Annotated in this window: 6 protein-coding genes; all 6 read left to right on the top strand. The window is 46.4% G+C overall.

What is annotated here, in order from left to right:
• Positions 1-694 (top strand): cytochrome c biogenesis protein CcdA (locus F8L24_RS03335; RefSeq protein ID WP_294951737.1); only part of this gene is annotated, 694 nt, incomplete at its 5' end.
• 9 nt (positions 695-703) lie between these two features.
• Positions 704-1,093 (top strand): thioredoxin family protein, encoded by a 390-nt coding sequence (locus tag F8L24_RS03330; RefSeq protein WP_294951734.1) that lies wholly within the window; start codon positions 704-706, stop codon positions 1,091-1,093.
• Positions 1,094-1,107: 14 nt separating this feature from the next.
• Positions 1,108-2,268, top strand: coding sequence for a cation diffusion facilitator family transporter (locus tag F8L24_RS03325; RefSeq protein WP_294951729.1), 1,161 nt, complete (start codon positions 1,108-1,110; stop codon positions 2,266-2,268).
• 120 nt (positions 2,269-2,388) lie between these two features.
• Entirely contained in the window at positions 2,389-3,090 is a 702-nt protein-coding gene (locus F8L24_RS03320; RefSeq protein WP_294951726.1) for a Bax inhibitor-1/YccA family protein, read from the top strand.
• Between the two features lie 18 nt (positions 3,091-3,108).
• Positions 3,109-3,369, top strand: a complete 261-nt coding sequence (locus F8L24_RS03315; RefSeq protein WP_294951723.1) for a FeoA family protein — start codon at positions 3,109-3,111, stop codon at positions 3,367-3,369.
• On the top strand, positions 3,366-3,586 hold a 221-nt coding region (locus F8L24_RS03310; RefSeq protein ID WP_294951721.1), incomplete at its 3' end, for a FeoB small GTPase domain-containing protein. The genes F8L24_RS03315 and F8L24_RS03310, both read left to right, overlap by 4 nt.

The raw sequence follows: 3,586 nt of genomic DNA, 5'->3' as shown, positions 1-3,586 counted from the left end.
GTTCATTGCCCATTTGCTTGAGTCCAATTCCTGGCTGGTCTTTGCAGGGGCTTTTCTTTCGGGAAGCATTACGGCCGCGGCTCCCTGTTCTCTGGTCGCGGTACCATTGCTTGTAGGAAGTGCGGTTGCCCTGAACAAAGACCTTGAAGGCAGAAAAAAAGTGCTCTATACCTACGCGTTCACGGCACTTTTTGCTTTGGGTGTAGCGGTAAGCTTTTCCATTTTGGGGCTGGTCGTGGCAAAGTTCGGAGGCTTTTTCTCCATTGCACCCCTGTGGGCCTACTTTACCGCCGGTACGCTGAGCATTCTCATCGCTCTGTATGCCTTCGGCTATTTGGGAGAGGTCGATAAATCGGCTATCATCCACAGGCTGGTACGCTACAGGCTTTTCGGCGGTTTGCTCATCGGCCTGATCTTCGGACTGGTCAGTACACCGTGTGCCTCGGCACCGCTCTTTGCCATTATGTCCCTGGCCGGCAGCAGCGGGTATGTCTATGCCTACGGGCTCATTCTTACCTTCGCACTCGGCCACTCTCTGCTGCTGCTTGCGGCAGGTGTCTCGGTCGGTTTTGCCCAGAGTGTTACCTCAAGCAAAACGATGGTAAAACTTTCAGACTGGCTTAACAAAGGATTTGCACTGCTTTTACTGGGGTTTGGTGCCTATTTTTACTATGAAGCGTATTTACAATTTTAGGAGAAAAAAATGAAGAAAAGTATGATTTTGGGTATAGCGCTCACCTTGGGCTTGAACGCAGTAGAGATGCATGGGCGCCCCATGCTGGAAGCAACACCGTTTGTACAGGCAAAATCAGTTGTAGGGAAAGGCAAGCCCGTATTGTTTGAAGTAGGATCGGATTCGTGCAGGAGCTGCCGTACGATGGGAAAAAGGCTTTATGCGCTCAGCAAAGAGCATCCCGGCTATCTTATCAGGTTCATTAATGTCAAGAAAGAGCGGGAGGCAGCAACAGCATTAAAGGTCATGATGATACCGACACAAATCTTTTTTGACGGAAACGGAAAGGAAGTGTATAGGCATGTAGGTATTCTGGAAAATACTGAATTGGATATGCTTTTGAAAAAATATCAATTTTAAATAATGGGAATAAAATGATTAGCCACATACGCAAAACCGACGAAAAACAGCGCTGGCTCTTTGCCTCCACTTTGCTCAATGCCGCACTGGCCGCGGCCAAACTGGGATGGGGATGGATGATGGGTTCCACCCTCGTTGTCGCGGACGGCATTCATTCCATTTCTGATGTGTTCGGGGCGCTGCTTATTTTCCTTGCACTCTTTTTTGCTGCCCACAAATCGGAACGTTTTCCCTACGGACTGCACAAACTCGAAGACTTGGCAGCGGTTCTTGGCGGTCTGGGCATTCTCTACGCGGGATACGAGATCGTCAATTCGGTTTTTTTTGAAGCAGGGATAGAAACACCCCGGGAAGTTTGGACGACCATAGGCTTCATACTGGCGATCATTCTGGTCCAGTTCATCTTTTACTTTTTTGAACTTAAAGCCGCACAGCGTCTGAAGTCTCCGGGGGTAAAAGCAGATGCCATCAACTGGCTGGGTGACATTGGGGCAGGGTTCATCGTTGTTATCGGTCTGGCAGCCCATCACTACGAAATCCCCTATGCGCAGGAAGCAGCTGTCATTATTATTGTTATAATGATTCTCGCAGGTGCGTATGATGTCCTAAAAGAGGGACTTTTATCGCTACTGGATGCAGCTGATATAGAAATGAACGATACCCTCCGTAAAATAGTGATGACGGAGCCGGATATTACCAATATCAAACGACTGAATGTACGCAAATCAGGCAGCGTCTATTTTGCCGATATCGAGTTGAACGTTGCGGAGGTCAATGCGGCGAAAGCGCACAGCAGTATCGATGCAGTAGTCAATGAACTGCACCGAAAAATACCATCATTGGAAGCTGTCACTATCCACTATGAACCGGAGCATCCGCCGTATGAAACCATTGTAAAACTGCTTGACGAAGACAAAAAGCATTTAAGTACCCATTTTGGCCGTACCACCTGGCTGGAAATCACCCATGTCACACAGGATGAACAGCAGGTAAGCCAGAAGCTGGTTAAAAACCCTGCGCTCGATGCACCTAAAGGAAAAGCGTTCAGGCTTATCGCCTATCTGCTCTCTATCCACACGGACAGGGTCATTATGGGAAATGCAGATCTGGATGAGAACATTCTGACATTATTCGATGCCCTTGATATTGAAATAGGGTATCAGGGAGAACCATAAGAGATTTTTTGAGCAGTAACGATGGCAAATTTTTCAAATAAAATATTCTTTCAGAAAATATTAAAAAAATTAGAGATATAATTAACTAACCAGTTGGTTAATATTTTATAAGGAACAAATATGCAAAATAACAGTTATGCAACGCATCTCAGCAGGTCAGACAGCAATGTCCTTCTGAATTCGGTCTATCACTGGATGATGATAGGCCTTCTTATCTCCGGGCTCAGTGCGTTTATGGTCATTCACAGTACGGCATTGCTTCATTTGATTTTTGGCAATCCCTACATGATCTGGGTGCTTTTTCTCATAGAGTTGGGGCTTGTTATTGCCATTTCGGCAGGTATCAACAAAATGGATGTCTCCACAGCACGCATCCTGTTCATTCTGTTCTCTGTCGTGGACGGTATGACACTGGCAAGTATTTTCCTTGTGTACACGGAAGCATCGATAGTCACGACCTTTTTCATCGCGGCCATGACTTTTGGCGTGATGAGCCTTTACGGCTATTTTACCGATACAGACCTGAGTTCATGGGGCAATCTTCTTTTTGCAGGACTCATAGGGATCATCATTGCGCTTGTTGTGAACTTCTTTCTGCAAAGTCCTATGTTCGAATGGTGGATCAGTGTGATCGGTGTGATCATATTTGTCGGACTCACCGCCTATGATACCCAGAAGATCAAAGCCATGGGTGAAACAATGGCAGATGAAAGTTCACAAAGCTTAAGCCGTGTAGCGATCGTCGGCGCACTGGCACTTTACCTTGATTTCATCAACCTCTTTATTATGATGCTGGAATTTTTTGGCAACAGAAGAAATTGATGGCAAGCAGGAGAAATTTTGAAACTGAGCGAGTTGCAGACGGGGCAAAATGCGATCATCAAATCGATCGGTGATCTTGGTGGGCTTAAAGACCGTCTGATGGAGCTGGGTGTACTGTGCGGTGAGCCGGTACAGACCGTACGGGTCGCTCCATTGGGTGATCCTATCGAGATCAGAATAGGAAATGAACAGCTTGCTTTGCGCAAGGAAGATGCCCAAAAAATAGAGGTTGAAATGATTTCCCGGACCAAATACCCTGAAAGAAAGGGACTTTCTTGATCTGTATTACATTTGCCGGTAATCCAAATACCGGTAAAACGGCACTGATCAATGCCATTGCAAAAAGTGATCTGGAAGTAGGCAACTGGCCCGGTGTCACGGTTGAAAAAAAAGAGGCAAAATTTACCTACAGAAAAGAAAAAGTCACGCTGCTCGATCTTCCCGGAACCTATACCCTCAGCCCGTATTCACTCGAAGAAAAAGTGACCAGAGATAT

The organism is Sulfurovum sp. (assembly GCF_015493435.1).
Taxonomy (GTDB): domain Bacteria; phylum Campylobacterota; class Campylobacteria; order Campylobacterales; family Sulfurovaceae; genus Sulfurovum.
The sequence above is the reverse complement of the archived record's forward strand: the minus strand, read 5'-3'. Positions and strand labels throughout refer to the sequence as shown.